Annotated in this window: 19 protein-coding genes; 11 read left to right on the forward strand and 8 right to left on the reverse strand. The window is 70.6% G+C overall.

All coding sequences use genetic code 11. The features are described 5' to 3' along the window. The first annotated feature begins 57 nt into the window (after window positions 1–57). A complete protein-coding gene (locus ABZ370_RS20445) occupies window positions 58–1,242 on the forward strand; it encodes a PP2C family protein-serine/threonine phosphatase (protein WP_358622615.1) in 1,185 nt (394 codons plus the stop codon). Window positions 1,243–1,296: 54 nt separating this feature from the next. Beyond that, window positions 1,297–1,569, forward strand: a complete 273-nt coding sequence (locus tag ABZ370_RS20450; RefSeq protein WP_358622618.1) for a hypothetical protein — start codon at window positions 1,297–1,299, stop codon at window positions 1,567–1,569. On the opposite strand, the gene ABZ370_RS20455 is transcribed toward ABZ370_RS20450, so the two are convergent. Then, entirely contained in the window at window positions 1,550–1,999 is a 450-nt protein-coding gene (locus ABZ370_RS20455) for an ATP-binding protein (RefSeq protein ID WP_358622621.1), read from the reverse strand. The genes ABZ370_RS20450 and ABZ370_RS20455 overlap by 20 nt on opposite strands. A gap of 167 nt (window positions 2,000–2,166) precedes the next feature. Here ABZ370_RS20455 and ABZ370_RS20460 point away from each other — a divergent pair, with 167 nt between their 5' ends. The 4 genes from ABZ370_RS20460 (at window position 2,167) to ABZ370_RS20475 (ending at window position 5,631) form a co-directional block, all read left to right on the forward strand. Continuing rightward, a complete protein-coding gene (locus ABZ370_RS20460) occupies window positions 2,167–3,000 on the forward strand; it encodes a helix-turn-helix transcriptional regulator (protein ID WP_358622624.1) in 834 nt (277 codons plus the stop codon). Next, window positions 2,997–3,254, forward strand: a complete 258-nt coding sequence (locus ABZ370_RS20465; protein WP_358622627.1) for a DUF397 domain-containing protein — start codon at window positions 2,997–2,999, stop codon at window positions 3,252–3,254. Before ABZ370_RS20460 ends, ABZ370_RS20465 begins: the two co-directional genes overlap by 4 nt. Before the next feature lie 153 nt (window positions 3,255–3,407). Further along, window positions 3,408–4,313 carry a hypothetical protein gene (locus ABZ370_RS20470; RefSeq protein ID WP_358622630.1) on the forward strand — a complete coding sequence of 302 codons (906 nt, stop codon included), beginning with the start codon at window positions 3,408–3,410 and terminating at the stop codon, window positions 4,311–4,313. Window positions 4,314–4,455: 142 nt separating this feature from the next. Next, window positions 4,456–5,631, forward strand: a complete 1,176-nt coding sequence (locus ABZ370_RS20475; protein ID WP_358622633.1) for a Cmx/CmrA family chloramphenicol efflux MFS transporter — start codon at window positions 4,456–4,458, stop codon at window positions 5,629–5,631. Here the strand turns inward: ABZ370_RS20475 and ABZ370_RS20480 are convergent. After that, window positions 5,615–6,193 carry a hypothetical protein gene (locus tag ABZ370_RS20480; RefSeq protein WP_358622636.1) on the reverse strand — a complete coding sequence of 193 codons (579 nt, stop codon included), beginning with the start codon at window positions 6,191–6,193 and terminating at the stop codon, window positions 5,615–5,617. The genes ABZ370_RS20475 and ABZ370_RS20480 overlap by 17 nt on opposite strands. 133 nt (window positions 6,194–6,326) lie before the next feature. On the opposite strand from ABZ370_RS20480, the gene ABZ370_RS20485 reads away from it, so the two are divergent. The 3 genes from ABZ370_RS20485 to ABZ370_RS20495 all read left to right on the forward strand — a co-directional run bounded on the left by ABZ370_RS20485 (window position 6,327) and on the right by ABZ370_RS20495 (window position 8,964). Beyond that, a complete protein-coding gene (locus ABZ370_RS20485) occupies window positions 6,327–7,697 on the forward strand; it encodes a ferredoxin reductase family protein (protein WP_358622638.1) in 1,371 nt (456 codons plus the stop codon). Between the two features lie 14 nt (window positions 7,698–7,711). Further along, window positions 7,712–8,158, forward strand: a complete 447-nt coding sequence (locus ABZ370_RS20490) for an FMN-binding protein (RefSeq protein WP_358622641.1) — start codon at window positions 7,712–7,714, stop codon at window positions 8,156–8,158. 62 nt (window positions 8,159–8,220) lie between these two features. After that, a complete protein-coding gene (locus ABZ370_RS20495; protein ID WP_358622862.1) occupies window positions 8,221–8,964 on the forward strand; it encodes an FAD:protein FMN transferase in 744 nt (247 codons plus the stop codon). A gap of 24 nt (window positions 8,965–8,988) precedes the next feature. On the opposite strand, the gene ABZ370_RS20500 is transcribed toward ABZ370_RS20495, so the two are convergent. Beyond that, window positions 8,989–9,375, reverse strand: coding sequence for a DUF488 family protein (locus tag ABZ370_RS20500; RefSeq protein WP_358622644.1), 387 nt, complete (start codon window positions 9,373–9,375; stop codon window positions 8,989–8,991). Window positions 9,376–9,426: 51 nt separating this feature from the next. Here ABZ370_RS20500 and ABZ370_RS20505 point away from each other — a divergent pair, with 51 nt between their 5' ends. Together ABZ370_RS20505 and ABZ370_RS20510 are read left to right on the forward strand one after the other, a co-directional pair. Then, on the forward strand, window positions 9,427–10,017 hold the full coding sequence (locus tag ABZ370_RS20505; protein ID WP_358622646.1) for a pyridoxamine 5'-phosphate oxidase family protein: 591 nt from the start codon (window positions 9,427–9,429) through the stop codon (window positions 10,015–10,017). Window positions 10,018–10,103: 86 nt separating this feature from the next. Beyond that, complete coding sequence (locus ABZ370_RS20510) at window positions 10,104–11,102, forward strand: bile acid:sodium symporter family protein (protein ID WP_358622648.1); 999 nt, start codon at window positions 10,104–10,106, stop codon at window positions 11,100–11,102. Between the two features lie 542 nt (window positions 11,103–11,644). On the opposite strand, the gene ABZ370_RS20515 is transcribed toward ABZ370_RS20510, so the two are convergent. The 5 genes from ABZ370_RS20515 to argC are packed head-to-tail and all read right to left on the reverse strand — an operon-like array spanning window position 11,645 to window position 16,604. Next, window positions 11,645–12,226: an arginine repressor gene (locus ABZ370_RS20515; RefSeq protein ID WP_358622651.1), complete on the reverse strand. Its 582-nt coding sequence runs from the start codon at window positions 12,224–12,226 to the stop codon at window positions 11,645–11,647. A gap of 19 nt (window positions 12,227–12,245) precedes the next feature. After that, complete coding sequence (locus ABZ370_RS20520) at window positions 12,246–13,448, reverse strand: acetylornithine transaminase (protein ID WP_358622654.1); 1,203 nt, start codon at window positions 13,446–13,448, stop codon at window positions 12,246–12,248. Beyond that, the gene (gene argB, locus ABZ370_RS20525) at window positions 13,445–14,425 is read right to left on the reverse strand and encodes an acetylglutamate kinase (protein ID WP_358622656.1); all 981 of its coding nucleotides are present in this window, start codon (window positions 14,423–14,425) and stop codon (window positions 13,445–13,447) included. Before argB ends, ABZ370_RS20520 begins: the two co-directional genes overlap by 4 nt. Further along, window positions 14,422–15,579 carry a bifunctional glutamate N-acetyltransferase/amino-acid acetyltransferase ArgJ gene (gene argJ, locus ABZ370_RS20530; protein WP_358622659.1) on the reverse strand — a complete coding sequence of 386 codons (1,158 nt, stop codon included), beginning with the start codon at window positions 15,577–15,579 and terminating at the stop codon, window positions 14,422–14,424. Before argJ ends, argB begins: the two co-directional genes overlap by 4 nt. Beyond that, window positions 15,576–16,604, reverse strand: a complete 1,029-nt coding sequence (argC, locus tag ABZ370_RS20535) for an N-acetyl-gamma-glutamyl-phosphate reductase (RefSeq protein WP_358622662.1) — start codon at window positions 16,602–16,604, stop codon at window positions 15,576–15,578. The genes argJ and argC overlap by 4 nt, the downstream gene beginning before the upstream one ends. Window positions 16,605–16,699: the final 95 nt, after the last annotated feature.

Genomic DNA, 16,699 nt, shown 5'->3' on the forward strand with positions numbered 1-16,699 from the left:
CAAGCAGGTACTGCAAGCGTCTACAGAGCGGTGAGCCTGCGAAAGGGACCAACCGTCATGGACGAGAGGACGGAGCAGCTCCACGAACTGCTCAAGGCGGCAGACGCGGCGGCACCGGTGGAGTCGCTCGACGTGGTCGCCGAGAACCTGCGCCGGCGCTTCGGCGCCGAGACGGTCTCCTTCCTCATCGCGGACCTCACCGGCAGAGCGGTGGTCCGGCTGACCACCGCCGGCAACGTCGAGTCCGGCCGGCGCGCCGAGCGCATCGAGCTGTTCGGCAGCGTTTACGGACACGTGGTGCGCAGCCAGCAGCCCCACCAGGAACCGGTCGCCCGCGGACAGCTGGTGATCACTCCGGTCACGAACCGCGGAGACGCCATCGGACTGCTGGAGCTGACCCTGCCCACCCCACCTGAAGAGCCGGTGCTGCACGCCGTGCGCGAGGCCGCCCGCGCACTGGCCTACATCGTGATCGCCAACCAGCGGTACACCGATCTCTACACCTGGGGAAAGCGCACCACACCCCTCAGCCTCCCCGCGGAGATCCAATACCGGCTGCTGCCCGCCTCACTGTCCTGCGAAACGGCCCAATTCGCGATGAGTTGCGCCCTGGAGCCCTCCGCGACCATCAGCGGCGACACCTTCGACTACGCCCTGGACCGCGAGACCCTGCACGTGTCGCTCACCGACCCCATGGGCCACGACGTCCACGCCGCTCTGCTCGCCAGCGTCCTCGTGGGCGCCCTGCGCCGCGCCCGCCGCGCAGGAGCCGACATCGCCGAACAAGCCCGCCAAGCCGACCAGGCCCTTCTCGACTACGGCCGGGGCCATGCCACCGGGCAACTCCTGCGCGTCAACCTCGGCGACGGCCGCGTCCAGTTCCTCAACGCCGGGCACCCCTGGCCCCTGCGGGTACGCCAGGGACGGGTCGCAGAAGTCACCATCGCGGTCGATGAACCCTTCGGTCTGCCTCTCCCCCACACCTACCGGGCCCAGACCCTGGACCTCCGCCCCCACGACCGCCTGGTCATGCTCACCGACGGCATGCTCGAACGCAGCGCCGAAAATGTCGACCTCGGCGCTGTCCTGCTCGACTCCCAGGACCTCCACCCGCGCGAGACCGCGCTCGCCCTGACCACAGCAATCCTGGAGGCCAGCGACGGCAGGCCGGCCGACGATGCCGTCGTCATCGTCCTGGACTGGCACGGAGCACACCACCCAGCCGACACCAGCCAATTCTGACCCCGCCCACTCGTCCGCATTGGGGCGCTGATGCCACCATGGTGGGCGGCGGGGGTGGCGCTTCTGCGGACCGAGGGGGAGTCGGTGGCGGACAAGAAGAACCAGATGATCGTGCTCGGTGTGGTCGTGGTGGGGGTCCTGTGGATCAACGGCCGGGGCGACGCCGACGACAAGGGCGACGGCAAGTCGCCCACGCCGCACCAGACGGGGCGGTACCCCGTTCACTTCCAGAAGGATGCCAAGAAGAAGGACGACGGGAAGAAGGACACCAAGAAGCCGGTGCCGCGCTCCACGGTGTCCTATCCGATCAAGTTCCCCCACAAGTGAGGTCGATCTCGGCCCAGATCGTCTTGCCCGGCCCCTGCCGCTCCGCCACGCCCCAGCGCGCGGCGAGGCCCGCGACCAGCAGCAGGCCACGGCCGGTCTCGGAGTCGGACGGGGGCGCGGCCGGGGTCTCACCGGCCGGCGGCCGTTCCTCGGTACGGGTGTCCGCCACCTCGACCCGGAGAGCAGTGACGCTCCGCGTCAGCCGGACCTCGAAGTCCCGGCCCGGGACGCGACCGTGGGTGACGGCGTTCGCGGCGAGTTCGGCCACGATCGCGGCCACGAGATCGGACGGATCGCTCCGGTACGGGAACCCCCAATGGTCGAGCTGCTGAAGCACCAGCAGCCGGGCGAGGCGGGCGCCACGGCGGGTGGCGCTGAACCGATGGGTGAACTGGTCGGAAGTCGTTCGCGGATGCGCTGGGATTGGCATGGCGTCACCGTTCCGGCTCGACGTATGACCGGACCAGATCGGCTTCTCGTACGCTGCGTCACTGTACGAGTACGCGTGGTGGACTGTACGAATAACGGACCGTGACCATGGCCGAGTTGAGCCGATAGTCAGGTTCAGTACGTACGGCACCACCGGAGGTGGCCGCGATGGCGGACAACGTGGGCAGCAGCAACGGACCCGAGTCCTCGGACAGCCTCAAGACGTTCGGGGCGGTCGTCAAGGTCTTCCGAGAACGCGCGGGCTACACCCAGGAGCAACTGGCCCCGTTGCTCAGGTACTCGGTCCAGACCCTGGCCTCGATCGAACAGGGACGGCGCTACCCGCAACGGGAGTACGTGGACCGGGCGGAAGAACTGCTGGACGCGTTCGGGGTCCTGCGGGCAGCGTCGAAGCACTTGGTGCGGAAGCCGGGGCTGGCAGCGTGGTTCAACCAGTGGGCCACGCTGGAGGAGACGGCGATCAGCTTGTGCTCCTACGAATGTCGGTTGATCCCGGGGTTGTTGCAGACAGCAGCGTATGCCCAGGCGGTGTTCGAAAGTGGGGTGCCGCCGCTGGCTGATGAGCAGATCGAGATCCAGCTCACCGCCCGCCAGGAACGACAGCGTCTGCTCCGGGACAGGCCGAACACGGCGTTCAGCTTCATCATCGAGGAGGCGCTTTTCCGTCGCTGCACCGGAGGTGCGGATATCACTCGGGAACTCATCGACCATGTGCTGGAGTGCGCGGAGCTTCGCAACATCGAGCTGCAGATCATGCCTCTGGTGCAGGAGCAACACGCGGGACTGAACGGCCCCATCCGGCTGCTGGAGACTCCGGACCACGAGTGGCTCGGTTACTCAGAAGGTCAACGTGGCGGTTTGCTGATCTGTGACCGTAAAGACGTCAGCGTTCTCCAGATGCGCTATGCGAAACTGCGCTCACAGGCTCTTACCCATGAGGGCTCCATGAGCCTGCTGAGGCAGATCCGAGGAGCGCTATGAGCACCGAGCTTGCCTGGTTCAAGAGCAGCTACAGCGGAAGCGACGGCGATGACTGCGTAGAGATCGCCCTCTCCTGGCACAAGTCCACTCACAGCGGAAGCGACGGCGACGAGTGCGTCGAGGTCGCCACCTGCCCGGAGAACACCGTCCACGTCCGGGACTCCAAGGACAAGCAGGGCCCCCAACTCGCCTTCTCCCCCACCGCATGGACGGCGTTCGTTGTGAACACGGCGGCAGATCAGGGCGCGTCGTAAAGCCGCACGGCGGGCGTCCATGCTGGTCAGCCCGCTGGCCCGCGATCGCGTAAGGATGGGTAAAGCCGTCGATTCACGGCAATCTCCATTCGTATCGTGATTGGCGCAGATCTGCGTTGCCCTCTCGCACGCGACACCGTGACCATCGGCTTCATGAGTCCCTCTCGACGGCAGGCTCTTGAAGAGATCTCCGACCTGTCCGCCTTCATGAAGGCACTGCGCCAGTTGAAGAGCGATTCCCGGATGTCCTACCGGCAGCTGGAAGAGCGCGCGACGGCGTCCGGGGACGTGCTGCCGCGCAGCACCGCCTCCGTGCTGCTGAGCCGGGACACCGTCCCGAGCCGTGGCCAACTGGCCGTCTTCGTGAAGGCCTGCGGGGACGGGGAGCTGGTGGAGGCGTGGCTGGAGGCGCGGGACAGAATCGCCGTGCGGGAGCAGACGGCACCGCCGGAAAGCGACGACGACGCCGCCCCCGCGGTCTTCCGCGAAGTCCGGACAGACAGCTCTGATGAAGTCGAGGCGGGCCGCGAGCACAGCACCCGTTCGGTGTTTCCGCGGGGCAGGGCTCTTCTGACGCTGGGTGCGGCGCTGGTGGCGGCGCTGGGTCTGGGTGCCTGGGGGATGGCAGCCCTGTATCGCCATGGCACGCTCAAGCCCCCCTCCACCGCGACGGCTTCCCTGCCCACCGGAGCGGCTCAAGAGTCCGAGGACGGGTTCACCCTCTTCGAGGCGAGCAGCGCCAACGGCTCCACAACGGCCAGCATCGGCTACCGGAACTGGGAGACCCGGGACGGTTGGTACGGCATCGAGTACGTCATGCCGTACTCCCGGGATCAGCACGAGAACGAGCGGGACGGCTGGGGCGGAACCCTGCGCATGCACTACGAGGACCGCCTCGGAACCCACACCACCACCCTCACGGACAACCCCGACGGCGAACCCGACGCAGGCAAGGACAGCGTCCACTACGGCATGAAGGACGTGTGGTTCGAGGTCTGCGACTCCGGTCGGCAGCACCGGCTTCGCGGCTGCCAGCGCCTGCACATGGCCAGGCTCTGAGCTTGTCCACTGTTAAGGTGATCCACATGTCAAGTCCCGAGGCATCCAGGCTCTAGCCACCGGTCGTTCGGTGGCGCCTTCACTACCGGGCTTCCGGTCTCCGCAGTTCTCTCCGTCTTTCATGCCGGTGTGTGGAGTCTTCATGCCTTTTGCCATCTATGTGCTCGGACTGGCGGTCTTCGCCCAAGGGACATCCGAGTTCATGCTGTCCGGCCTCGGGCCGGACATCGCCAGTGATCTGAACGTTTCCCTCCCCGCCGCGGGCGCACTGACGTCGGCGTTCGCCGTGGGGATGATCGTGGGGGCGCCGCTGATGGCGCTCCTCAGCATGCGCTGGCCGCAGCGCCGCGCGCTGCTGGTGTTTCTGACGGCCTTCCTGGCCGTCCATGTCGTCGGCGCGCTCACCACGAACTTTGCCGTGCTGCTGGCCACCCGGGTGGTCGGGGCGCTGGCCAATGCCGGGTTCCTGGCTGTGGGGCTCGCGACGGCGACCGGGATGGTTTCGCCCGGCGCCAAGGGGCGGGCCACGTCCGCGCTGCTGGGAGGGGTGACGCTCGCGTGTGTCGCCGGGGTTCCGGCCGGGGCGCTGCTGGGGCAGGTCTGGGGGTGGCGTTCGGCGTTCTGGGCGGTGGCGCTCGTCTCCGTACCGGCGCTGTTCGCCATCGTGCGGTCGGTTCCGCGTTCCGAAGCGGTAAAGGCCGTGAAAGCGGTGGAGGCGCCGGGCGCACGCGGTGAGCTGCGGGCGCTGCGCGGTCCGCGGCTGCTGGTGACGCTGGGGCTCGGGATGCTGGTGAACGCCGCGACGTTCTGCACGTTCACCTATCTGACGCCGCTCATCACGCACGTGAGCGGCATCGGTCAGCCCTGGGTACCGGCCGTGCTGGCGCTCTTCGGGCTCGGGTCGTTCGCCGGGGTGACGGTCGCCGGGCGGTGGTCGGACGCCCGGCCGATGCTGGTTCTGGTGCCGGGCGGGCTCGCGCTGCTCGTCGGCTGGTCGCTGCTGTCGATGGGCGCGCACAGCGCGGTGGCGGCGGTCGTGCTGGTCCTCGTACAGGGGACGCTGTCGTTCGGCGTCGGCTCGACGCTGATCACGCGGGCGCTGTACGAGGCGGCCGAAGCGCCCGCGCTGGGCGGTGCGTTCGCGACCGCCGCCCTCAATGTGGGCGCGGCCGTCGGCCCCGCCCTGGGCGGGCTCACCCTGGGCGCGGGGCTGGGCTACCGGTCCCCGGTCTGGGTGAGCGCGCTGCTGGTGGCGCTGGCCATCGTCACGGCGGGCGTGGCGGCACCCGCCTACCGGGCCGCTACGGCCGCGCGATGAACAGGTACAGGAACCAGAGGATGGGCACCAGCGCGACGTACGACACCGGGCGCTGAAGCACCCGCTTTCCGGGGTCGGGGCGCGTCCCGTAAACGGCGGGCCCCGGCTCCGGGAGCTTGTTGAGCTTCCCGCGCACCACCAGGTTGCTGATGATCGTGTACGGGTTGAAGAGGAACGCGGAGAACGGGCTCCACCAGCCCTGGCACAGCGTGTTGGCGGCCGCGTCCCGGCGCAGCGCCGTCCCGCAGGTCCGGCAGAACGGCCCCTCCCACTTTTTGAACCGCATCATGAGCAGCAGGCCGACGTGGCTGCGGATGGTGACCTCGGCCGCGGGCTGCGCGGCGCAGATGCGGCAGGCGGGCACCTGCGGCACCCCGGCCATGGGCTGGCCGTAACCGGGCATCTGGTGTGGCTGGTTGTAGCCGGGGGCCTGCTGCGGATATCCGTACGGGGCCTGGGGCGGCGCGGCGTACGGGTTTCCCTGGGGCAGTGCGGCGTACGGGTTTCCCTGGGGCGGCGCCGCGGCGTACGGGTTCCCGTGCGGCGGGGGCGGTATCGACATGAGTGTCCTCACCAAGAATGACGTGGTCAGCGATCATACGAAACCGAAACTTGTGAATTCCGTCGGCCTTTGAGTCATCGCCCGCTCCCAGCCGTACCCCTGTGCACCGGAGCCCATAGGAAGGGGACGGGCCGTGACGACGCTTTTGAACAGCCGGGCCGGTCGGCGGCTGGCCTTGCGCCAAATTCGGCCACGGCGCTCCCCCGCCGTGCCGCTGGTGCTGCTGAGCTGGGCAGGGGCGGCAGCGGTGCTGTCCCTGTGGTGGTTCAACACCCCGAACGTCACCGGCAACGCCGCCTGGCTGAACGGCGCCGGGCGGCTCAGCGGACTGCTCGCCGGGTACGTACTGGCGCTGGTGGTGCTGCAGATGGCGCGGGTTCCCGCGCTGGAGCGGCGGGTGGGGTCGGACCGGGTGGCGCGGTGGCACGCGATGAGCGGGCGGTACGCGCTGTGCCTGATCCTCGCCCATGTGGGCCTGATCATCGCGGGCTACGCGACCCAGGGCGGCGTCTCGTTCGTCGCGCAGACCGAGACGATGGTGCTCACCTTCCCCGACATGCTCGAAGCGACGGTCGGCACGGTGACCCTCGTGGTGATCGGGCTGATCTCGGCCGGGATGGTGCGCCGGAGGCTTCCCTACGAGCTCTGGTACTACCTGCATCTGCTCACCTACGCGGCCGTCTTCCTGACCTTCTGGCACCAGCTCAGCAACGGCGCCGAGTTCGTGGGCGACATGACGGCGCAGACGGCGTGGTACGTGCTGTACGGCGCGGTCAGCGCGCTCGCGATCTGGTACCGGCTGCTGGTGCCGCTGCGGCTGAACATGCGGCACCGGATGCGGGTGGAGGCCGTCGTCCAGGAGGCGCCCGGGATCGTCTCGGTGCTGATCAAGGGGCGCAAGCTGCACCGGATCGGCGCGGAGGCGGGCCAGTTCTTCCGGTGGCGGTTCCTGGCCCCGGGGCTGCGGTGGGGCTCCCATCCGTACTCGCTGTCCGCCCCGCCCCGGCCCAATCTGCTGCGGATCACGGTCAAGGCGGTGGGCGGGCACAGCACGGGGCTCGCCGATCTGAAGCCCGGCACCCGGGTGTGGGCCGAGGGGCCGTACGGGGCGATGACCGCGTCCCGCCGCAGCCAGGGCAAGGTGCTGATGATCGCCGGTGGGGCGGGCATCACCCCCATCCGGGCCCTGTTCGAGACGCTGCCCGGCAAGGGCGGCGACCTGACCCTGCTCTACCGCGCCCGGACCATCGAGGACCTGGCGCTGTGGGGCGAGCTGAAGCAGATCGCGACCGAGCGGGACGCCCGGCTGCTGTACGCCGTCAACGGCCCGGACGGCGGCCGTCCGGAGATCAGCGCGGAGCGGCTGCGGGCGCTGCTGCCGGACATCGACGAGCACGACGTCTATCTGTGCGGGCCTCCGGGCCTGACCGACCACGCGTACGAGGCGCTGCACGACGCGGGGGTCCCGGACCGCCGTATCCATCATGAATCCTTCGAGCTGTGACCTGAGGTGGAGCCATGAAGAGGAAGAATCCGCTGCGCCGAATTCTGCTGGGCACCGCCGCCACCGTGGCCGGTGTCGTGGCGCTGCTCGCGCTGAAGCAGCCCGCCGGTGGCGGCCAGAACGTCGCCGGACCGCCGGCCGGACAGGCGCCGCCCGTCGCGGCCACCGCGCCCCAGGGCGCGGGCGGGGGGCAGACCCTCACCGGTGACGTCGTCGACACGCAGTACGGGCCGGTGCAGGTCAGCGTCACCATGAGCGGCGGGAAGGTCACCGCCGCGCAAGCCGTCAAGACGCCGAACTCCGGACCCCGCAGCGAACAGATCGCCAAGGACTCCATCCCCCAGCTCAACCAGCAGGCGGTGTCCGCCGCGAAGGTCGACACCGTCTCCGGTGCCACGTACACCAGCGAGGGCTATTCCAAGTCCCTCCAGAGCGCTCTCGACAAGGCGGGTACCCAATGACGTCCTACGACGAGCTGCCGACCTACGACGAGCCGGAGCCGCTGCGCCATGTCGAACACGTCATGGGCACCGTCTTCTCCTTCGACCTGCGCGAGGTCCACGACGCCGACCGGCCCCGGGTGCTGGCCGCGCTGGACGGGGCCGTGGTGGGGCTGCACCGGGTGGACGAGCTGTTCTCCACGTACCGTCACGACAGCCAGATCAGCCGTCTCGGGCGCAATGAGCTGACCCTGTCGCGGTGCGAGCCGGAGGTGCGGGACGTGCTGGAGCTGTGCGAGGAGTTCTCGTACCGCAGCGACGGCTGGTTCACCGCGCTCTACGCCGGGGGGCGGCCCGACCCGACAGGCCTGGTCAAGGGGTGGGCGGTCGAACGCGCCGCCCGGATGCTGGCCTCGGCGGGCGCCGGTTCGGTGTGCGTCAACGGCGGCGGCGACGTGCAGGTGCACGGCGGCCCGTGGCGGGTGGGCATCGCCGATCCGCTGCGGCGCGGTGAGCTGCTCGCGGTGGTGGAGGCGCACGGCGAGCTGGCCGTGGCCACCTCGGGCCCGGCGGAGCGCGGCTGCCACATCCTGGACCCCCACACCGGCCGCCCTCCGGCGGACGGCCTCGCCTCCGTGACGGTGGTCGGCACGAGCCTGACGGAGGCGGACGCCTGGGCGACGGCGGCCTGCGCGATGGGCGCCGAGCGCGCCCGCCCGTGGCTGCAGCGGCAGCCGGGCGCGGAGGCGTTCGTGGTGACGGCGGAGGGGACGACGTGGCAGACGAGCGGTTTCACGCGTTACTCGGCTGAGCTGTGCGTCTCGTGAGCTGTGCGTGTCTGAGCTGTGGGGTCAGCGGTGGCCGCGTACCGCGTCGGCCAGGAGGCCCGCGTGGCCGTGGCTCACGTCCTTCACGGCCGTGAGCAGCGTGAGCGTGCCCTGTCCGGCCAGCGCGCGCAGATGGTCCACGGCCTCGCGGCGCTCCGGTTCGGCCAGCTCGGCGCGGTACCGCCGGGCGAACTCCGCGAACCGCTCCGGCTCATGCCCGTACCAGCGCCGTAGCTCGGTGGAGGGAGCTGCGGCCTTGGCCCACTCGTCCAGACGGGCGTCGGCCTTCGCCAGGCCACGCGGCCAGATCCGGTCCACCAGGACGCGGGTGCCGTCGTCCGGCTCCGGCGCCTCGTACACGCGGCGGACCCGGATTCCGGGGTGGGCCCGCCGACCGCTTTTATCTGCCATGTCTCCATCGAAACATCCCTGTGGCGTGCACCTCGGCGGATAATGCGCCACATGGGCAAGGTGTACGAACGTATCGACGGCAGACTTCGCACATTCATCGAACAGCAGAAGATCTTCTTCACCGCCACCGCCCCGCTGGCCGGGGACGGCACCGTGAACCTCTCCCCCAAAGGGGTGGCCGGTTCGTTCGCGGTGCTCGACGAACTGACCGTTGCCTACCTGGACTTCTCCGGGAGCAACGCGGAGACCATCGCCCATCTGCGCGAAAACGGCCGCATCACGCTGATGTGGTGTGCCTTTGACGGGCCGCCGAACATCGTGCGGGTGCATGGGCGGGGTGAACCGGTGTTCCGCGACGACTCGCGCTTCGCCGGGCTGGTCACGCACTTTCCCACCGTCGACGTGCACACGCACGGGCTGCGGGCCGTGATTGTGGTGACGGCCGATCTGATCCGGGACACGTGTGGGTACGCGGTGCCCTTCATGGACTACCGCGAGGACCGCTCGCTGCACGCCCAGCGGTTCCGGCGCGAGGACGACGAGGAGAAGCTGACCGCTTACTGCGAGCGGAAGGAACACGTCGCCAGCAGTCTGGACGGGTTGCCGGGGTTGCCGCTTCCGGTGCCGCCGCTGTCGTTGTGACGGCTTTCCTCGTGACGGCTTCCTTGTAGTGACCACATAACGAGACGGCCTTGCGGAGCGGACCGTTCTCGGCGTTCGATCACGCGGTGCGATCCGAACCCAAGAGCCCCGCAACGGACTCCCCGTCGTCATCGGAGTCCGGCCCCGGGCCCGCCGACCGGGCGGCCCGGCTGGCCGTCACCGTCTTCCCGCTGCTCGTCCTCGCCGCCGGGGTGGCGGGCATGAGCACGCCCGGCACCTTCAGCGGCTGGGCGCCGAACGTGCCCTACCTGCTCGGTACGGTCATGTTCTGTATGGGGCTGACCATGACCCCGCAGGACTTCACCGGCGTGCTCAAGCGGCCCTGGGCGGTGGCGCTCGGGCTGGTCGCGCACTATGTGATCATGCCCGGTCTGGGGTGGCTGATCGCTCAGGGGCTGGGGCTGTCACCGCAGTTGGCGGCCGGTGTCATCCTGGTCGGCTGCGCGCCGAGCGGGACGGCGTCGAACGTCGTGACGTATCTGGCGCGCGGTGATGTGGCGCTGTCCGTCTCGGTCGCCACCGTCTCCACCGTGCTCGCCCCGCTGGTCACCCCGCCGCTGACGCTGCTGCTCGCCGGGGAATTCCTGCCGGTGGACGCGGCGTCGATGGTGACCGACATCCTCAAGACGGTGCTGCTGCCGGTGGTGGGCGGACTGGTCGTACGGCTGCTGGCCGGGCGCCTGATCACGCGGCTGCTGGGGGTGCTGCCGTGGCTGTCCGCCGTGACGATCGGGGTGATCGTCGCGGTCGTCGTCGCGGGCAGCGCGGAGGCGATCCGGTCGGCGGCGGGGCTGGTGCTGCTGGCCGTCGTCCTGCACAACGGGCTGGGGCTGGCGCTGGGGTACGCGGCGGGGAAGGTCGCCCGGCTGGGTGCGCCCGCGAGCCGGGCGATGGCGTTCGAGGTCGGCATGCAGAACTCCGGCCTCGCCGCCTCTCTTGCGGCCGCCCACTTCAGCCCCCTCGCCGCTTTGCCTGCGGCCGTCTTCTCGGTGTGGCACAACGTGTCGGGGGCGGTTGTGGCGGCATGGATGGCCCACCGCGACCGCAACCGGGCCGAGGCCTAATCCCCCACCCCGCCCCTCCCCGAAACCGGGGGCAAGCCCCCGGCCCCCGCTCCTCAATCGCCGGAGGGGCTGGGGTTAGGGCACGCCCGCCCCGGCCCCGCTGCGGGGGCTCCGCCCCCTGCACCCCCGCTCCTCAGACGCCGGAGGGGCTGGAGTTCGGCCGTCTCCGTCCCGGGCCCCGCTTCCCCAAGCACCGGGGGGCTGAGGGTTGGACCCGGCTGCTCGCACGCCCCAAAGGCTGGGTTGGGGCTCCGACCCTGACCGGGCGTGGGGCTGGATGGCCCCGGTTGTGGGCAATCGTTCCGCAGGGCGGAACGGGTGGGCACAACCCGGCCACCGGGCCGCACCCGGCAACGAAGCCCGCAGGGGCACCGCCGGACGCCGCCCCCGGCCACCAGCGCGCACCCGGCGACGAAACCCCAGGGCGGCGCCCTGACCACCGGGGCGCGCCTTGCAACGAAACCGCCAAGGGGCCCCGGTCAGCGAGGCGCGCCTGGCGGCGAAACGCCGAGGGGGCCGCCCCCGGGACCGGGGGCGAAGCGTTAGCGGGCCTTTTGGGCCAGGCGGAGGAGGTGGTCGGCCAGGGCCTGGCCGCCTGCTGGGTCTCGGCTGATGAGGAGCACCGTGTCGTCGCCCGCGATGGAGCCGAGGATGACGTGGAGTTCGGCGGAGTCGATGGCCGAGGCGAGGAACTGGGCCGCGCCGGGTGGGGTGCGGAGGACGACGAGGTTGGCGGAGGCCTCCGCCGAGATGAGGAGTTCGGCTGCCAGACGCCCCATCCGCGCCTCGCTGGCCGACTCGCCGAGGGGGGCGCGCGGGGTGCGGTCGCCGCCCTCGCTGGGGACGGCGTAGATCAGCTCGCCGCCGGTGTTGCGGATCTTGACCGCGCCCAGTTCGTCGAGGTCGCGGGAGAGCGTCGCCTGGGTGACGGAGAGTCCGTCGTCGGCGAGGAGCTTCGCGAGCTGGCTCTGGGAGCGGACCGGCTGCCGGTTCAGGATGTCCACGATCCGGCGGTGGCGGGCGGTGCGGGTCTGCGGCACGGACGGTCCGTTGTGGTTCGCGTCGGCGTGGTTCGCCTCCCCGTTCGCGTCCGCGTTCGCGTCGGTGTGCTGCGCCTCGGTCATCGTCTCGTCAGTCTCCGGATCATCGTTCCCCTTGGCCCTCATGTGCGGCGTTCAGGACGGCGGTCAGTACGCCGGGGAGCTCCCGGAGCAAGGTGTCCACCGCGTCATCCTCGACGACGAGCGGGGGCGCGAGCCGGACCACGTCCGGCCCGGTCGCGTTCACCAGGAGTCCCGCGTCCTGAGCCGCCTGCTGCACCTGCGGCGCGAGGGACTCTGTGAGCACGATACCGAGCAGCAGGCCCGCGCCACGGACGTGGCCGATCAGCGCGTGGTCGAGCGATTCGATTCCGTCACGCAGCCGCTCCCCCGCCCGCTTGACGCGGTCGAGGATGCCGTCGGCCTCGATCGTGTCGAGGACGGCGACGGCGGCGGCGCACGAGACCGGGTTCCCGCCGAAGGTGGACCCGTGCTGACCTGGGGTCAGCAGGTCGGCGGCGGGGCCGAAGGCGACGGTGGCGCCGATGGGCAGACCGCCGCCGAGACCCTTGGCGAGGGTGACGACGTCGGGTTCGACGCCCTGCGCCTGGTGCTCGAACCAGTGTCCGGTACGGCCGATTCCAGTCTGTACCTCGTCGAGGACCAGCAGGGTGCCGGTGGCCCGGGTGATCTCGCGGGCGGCGGCCAGATAGCCCGCCGGGGGGACGATGACGCCGTTCTCGCCCTGGATCGGCTCCAGGATGAGCAGCGCGGTGTCGGTGGTGACGGCCGCGCGCAGCGCCTCGACGTCGCCGTACGGCACATGGGTGACGTCACCCGGCAGCGGACGGAAAGGTTCCTGCTTGGCGGGCTGGCCGGTGAGGGCCAGGGAACCCATGGTGCGGCCGTGGAAGCCGCCGTGGGTGGCGACCATATGGGTGCGGCCGGTCCGCCGTCCGATCTTGAAGGCGCCCTCGACCGCCTCCGCGCCGGAGTTGGAGAAGTAGACCCGCCCGGCCCGGCCGAAGAGCTGGAGCAGCCGCTCCGCGAGCGCCACCGGGGGCTCGGCGACGAACAGGTTCGAGACATGGCCGAGCGTGGCGACCTGGTCGGATACGGCCCGTACGACGGCGGGGTGGGCGTGGCCGAGGGAGTTGACGGCGATTCCGCTGACGAAGTCGAGGTACTCCTTGCCGTCCGCGTCCCACACCGTGGCGCCCTCGCCGTGGGTGAGCGGGACGCGCGGGGTGCCGTAGTTGTCCATCATCGCGCCCTGCCAGCGCCGCTTCAGCTCCGCGTTGCTCACTGGTCCGCCCCCTCGTGTTCCGCGTCCGGCACGACCATCGTGCCGATGCCCTCGTCCGTGAAGATCTCCAGCAGGATCGAGTGCTGCACCCGCCCGTCGATGACGCGCGCTGTCTGCACGCCGTTGCGTACGGCGTGCAGACAGCCCTGCATCTTGGGCACCATGCCGCTGGCCAGCTCCGGCAGCAGCTTCTCCAGCTCGCTCGCGCCGAGCTGGCTGATCACCTCGTCGCTGTTCGGCCAGTCCGCGTACAGGCCCTCGACGTCGGTGAGGACCATCAGCGTCTCGGCGTTCAGCGCGGCGGCGAGCGCGGCCGCCGCCGTGTCGGCGTTGACGTTGTAGACGTGGCCGTCGTCCGAGCTGCGCGCGATGGACGAGACGACGGGGATGCGCCCGTCGTCCAGGAGCGCCTTGATGGCGCCGGTGTCGATGTCGGTGATCCGGCCGACCCGGCCGATGTCCACCTGTTCGCCGTCGATCTCGGCGAAGTGCTTGGTGGCGGACATCAGATGGGCGTCCTCGCCGGTCATGCCGACGGCGAGCGGACCGTGCTGGTTGAGCAGCCCGACCAGCTCGCGCTGCACCTGCCCGGCCAGCACCATCCGTACGACGTCCATCGCGTCGTCGGTGGTGACCCGCAGGCCCGCCTTGAACTCGCTGACCAGGCCGTGCCGGTCGAGCTGGGCGCTGATCTGCGGGCCGCCGCCGTGGACGACGACCGGGCGCAGCCCGGCGTGCCGGAGGAAGACGACGTCCTGGGCGAAGGCGGCCTTCAGCTCCTCGTCCACCATGGCGTTGCCGCCGAACTTGATGACGACGGTCTTGCCGTGGTGGCGGGTCAGCCAGGGCAGCGCCTCGATGAGGATGCGGGCCTTCGGCTGGGCGGTGTGCTTGCGGGCGGTCGGCTGGTCCGCCTTCTGGGACCGGTCCGGCTTCTGGGACTGGTCCGTCTTCTGGGACGAATTCGGCTCGCTCATGACGAGTACGCGCTGTTCTCGTGGACGTAGTCGGCGGTCAGGTCGTTGGCCCAGATGACGGCGGATTCGCCGCCCGCGGCCAGGTCCGCGGTGATCCGGACCTCGCGGTAGCGCATGTCGACCAGCTCGCGGTCCTCGCCGACCGAACCGTTCTTGCAGACCCATACGTCGTTGATGGCGACGTTGAGCTGGTCGGGGTCGAAGGCGGCGGAGGTGGTGCCGATCGCGGACAGCACCCGGCCCCAGTTGGCGTCCTCGCCGTGGATGGCGCACTTGAGGAGGTTGTTGCGGGCGATGGAACGGCCCACCTCCACCGCGTCGTCCTCGGTGGCCGCGCCGACGACCTCGATGCGGATGTCCTTGGACGCGCCCTCGGCGTCCCCGATCAGCTGCCGCGCGAGATCGGCGCAGACGATGCGGACGGCCTCGGCGAAGTCGTCCGCGGCGGGGGCGGTCCCGGAGGCGCCGGAGGCCAGCAGCAGCACGGTGTCGTTGGTCGACATGCAGCCGTCGGAGTCGATGCGGTCGAAGGTGGTGCGGGTGGCCTCGCGCAGCGCGGCGTCCAGCGCGGGGGCTTCGACGTGGGCGTCGGTGGTGAGGACGACGAGCATGGTGGCCAGGCCGGGGGCCAGCATGCCCGCGCCCTTGGCCATGCCGCCGACGGTCCACGCCCCGTCCGGGCCCTGGGCGACGGCCGACTTGTGCACGGTGTCGGTGGTCTTGATGGCGATGGCGGCCTTCTCGCCGCCGTGCTCGCCGAGCGCGGCGGCGGCCGTCTCGATGCCGGACAGCAGGGGGTCCATGGGCAGCCGGAGGCCGATGAGCCCGGTGGAGGCGATGGCGATCTCGCCCGCGCTGTGCCCGAGGACGTCGGCGGCCTTCTCGGCGGTCGCGTGGGTGTCCTGGAAGCCGAGCGGGCCGGTGCAGGCGTTGGCACCGCCGGAGTTGAGGACGACGGCGGAGACCTGGCCGCCCTTGAGCACCTGCTCGGACCAGAGCACCGGGGCGGCCTTGACGCGGTTGGAGGTGAAGACGCCCGCGGCGGCCAGTCGTGGTCCGTTGTTGACGACGAGAGCGAGATCGGGGTTCCCGTTCGCCTTGATTCCCGCCGCGACGCCGGAGGCGGTGAAGCCCTTGGCTGCCGTCACACTCATGGAGCGACTCCGATCGTGGAAAGTCCCAGCTCCTCGGGGAGACCGAGGGCGATGTTCATGCTCTGGACCGCGCCGCCCGCGGTGCCCTTGGTGAGGTTGTCGATCGCGCTGATCACGATGACCCGGCCGGCCGCCTCGTCGAGGGCGACCTGGAGCAGGGCGGCGTTCGATCCGTAGACGGCGGCGGTGGAAGGCCACTGGCCCTCCGGCAGCAGGTGGACAAACGGTTCGTCGCCCAGCGCCTTCTCGTACGCGGCCCGCAGCGTCCCCGCCGTCACGCCGGGCTTCGCCGGGGCGCTGCAGGTGGCCAGGATGCCGCGGGACATCGGGGCGAGGGTCGGGGTGAAGGAGACCGAGACCCGCTCACCCGCCGCGGCCGACAGGTTCTGGATCATCTCCGGGGTGTGCCGGTGGCCGCCGCCCACGCCATACGGGCTCATGGAGCCCATGACCTCGCTGCCCAGCAGATGCGGCTTGGGCGACTTGCCCGCGCCCGAGGTCCCGGTCGCGGCGACGATCACGGCGTCGGGCCCGACCAGCCCCGCCGCGTACGCCGGGAACAGCGCGAGCGAGACGGCGGTGGGGTAGCAGCCGGGAACGGCGACGCGCCGGGAGCCCTTGAGTGCGCTACGGGCCCCCGGCAGCTCGGGGAGGCCGTACGGCCAGGTCCCGGCGTGCGGCGAACCGTAGAACTTCTCCCAGTCGGCCGCGTCCTCCAGCCGGAAGTCCGCACCGCAGTCGATCACCAGCACCTGGTCGCCGAGCTGCTCGGCGACGGCGGCGGACTGCCCGTGCGGCAGCGCGAGGAACACCACGTCATGCCCGGCCAGCGCCTCGGACTCGGTCGGCGCCAGCACCCGGTCGGCCAGCGGGAGGAGGTGCGGCTGAAGGGCCGCGAGCGGCTGTCCGGCGTTGGTGTTGCCGGTCAACGCGCCGATCTCGACCTCGGGGTGCGCGAGCAACAGCCGCAGCACCTCACCGCCCGCGTATCCGCTCGCTCCCGCCACCGCTGCGCGTATCGCCATTGCCATCCTCCCTCACGGATGGCATGACTATACGATCGACGGCAGCTTTATGCAAAGGATTCGCGCGCGGAACGCCCACTGGGACCGCGTCAGGG

It is taken from the genome of Streptomyces sp. NPDC005962 (assembly GCF_040629205.1).
GTDB lineage: Bacteria > Actinomycetota > Actinomycetes > Streptomycetales > Streptomycetaceae > Streptomyces.

Excerpts from the sequence above, each read along its gene's own strand:
- argB (WP_358622656.1), bottom strand. The coding sequence starts at position 14,425 with ATGAGCGAGCCGAATTCGTCCCAGAAGACGGACCAGTCCCAGAAGCCG.
- ABZ370_RS20480 (WP_358622636.1), bottom strand. The coding sequence starts at position 6,193 with ATGTCGATACCGCCCCCGCCGCACGGGAACCCGTACGCCGCGGCGCCG.
- ABZ370_RS20470 (WP_358622630.1), top strand. The coding sequence starts at position 3,408 with ATGAGTCCCTCTCGACGGCAGGCTCTTGAAGAGATCTCCGACCTGTCC.
- argJ (WP_358622659.1), bottom strand. The coding sequence starts at position 15,579 with ATGAGTGTGACGGCAGCCAAGGGCTTCACCGCCTCCGGCGTCGCGGCG.
- ABZ370_RS20495 (WP_358622862.1), top strand. The coding sequence starts at position 8,221 with ATGGGCACCGTCTTCTCCTTCGACCTGCGCGAGGTCCACGACGCCGAC.
- ABZ370_RS20460 (WP_358622624.1), top strand. The coding sequence starts at position 2,167 with ATGGCGGACAACGTGGGCAGCAGCAACGGACCCGAGTCCTCGGACAGC.
- ABZ370_RS20445 (WP_358622615.1), top strand. The coding sequence starts at position 58 with ATGGACGAGAGGACGGAGCAGCTCCACGAACTGCTCAAGGCGGCAGAC.
- ABZ370_RS20515 (WP_358622651.1), bottom strand. The coding sequence starts at position 12,226 with ATGACCGAGGCGCAGCACACCGACGCGAACGCGGACGCGAACGGGGAG.
- ABZ370_RS20455 (WP_358622621.1), bottom strand. The coding sequence starts at position 1,999 with ATGCCAATCCCAGCGCATCCGCGAACGACTTCCGACCAGTTCACCCAT.
- ABZ370_RS20475 (WP_358622633.1), top strand. The coding sequence starts at position 4,456 with ATGCCTTTTGCCATCTATGTGCTCGGACTGGCGGTCTTCGCCCAAGGG.
- ABZ370_RS20500 (WP_358622644.1), bottom strand. The coding sequence starts at position 9,375 with ATGGCAGATAAAAGCGGTCGGCGGGCCCACCCCGGAATCCGGGTCCGC.
- ABZ370_RS20505 (WP_358622646.1), top strand. The coding sequence starts at position 9,427 with ATGGGCAAGGTGTACGAACGTATCGACGGCAGACTTCGCACATTCATC.
- argC (WP_358622662.1), bottom strand. The coding sequence starts at position 16,604 with ATGGCGATACGCGCAGCGGTGGCGGGAGCGAGCGGATACGCGGGCGGT.
- ABZ370_RS20465 (WP_358622627.1), top strand. The coding sequence starts at position 2,997 with ATGAGCACCGAGCTTGCCTGGTTCAAGAGCAGCTACAGCGGAAGCGAC.
- ABZ370_RS20490 (WP_358622641.1), top strand. The coding sequence starts at position 7,712 with ATGAAGAGGAAGAATCCGCTGCGCCGAATTCTGCTGGGCACCGCCGCC.